This is a genomic window from Candidatus Dedyshia acidiphila, from assembly GCF_051025295.1.
Lineage (GTDB): Bacteria > Acidobacteriota > Terriglobia > Terriglobales > Acidobacteriaceae > KBS-83.
Genome location: NZ_JBMGJV010000114.1, coordinates 1 through 254 on the forward strand (window position 1 = coordinate 1; position 254 = coordinate 254).

The following is a 254-nucleotide window of genomic DNA, read 5'->3' on the forward strand; positions in this document are numbered from 1 at the left end:
TCGAGCCGCTGGTCATGAGCTCTGAGATCGAAGGCCTCGACGATCTGCATTCCTTCGTCAAGCTCGGGAACTACGTCTCGCGGTTCTCATTTCCGCCGATGGAGCTCCGGAGGATTGCGCCAGCTTTGAGATGCGCGCGATCCCGGAGGGTGATCTCTGGTGCGAATCCCTACAAGCCGAAGACGATCGCGACATAACAACCGAGAGCTTGAACGCGCTTGCGATGAGGCCCAACAAGACCGGCCGTCCCGCAG

Annotated in this window: 1 protein-coding gene; it reads left to right on the top strand. The window is 59.8% G+C overall.

What is annotated here, in order from left to right; translation table 11 throughout:
* Window positions 1-197: hypothetical protein (locus AC5IJH_RS18405; RefSeq protein ID WP_491904276.1), on the top strand; the 197-nt coding region annotated here is incomplete at its 5' end.
* Between the last annotated feature and the right edge of the window lie 57 nt (window positions 198-254).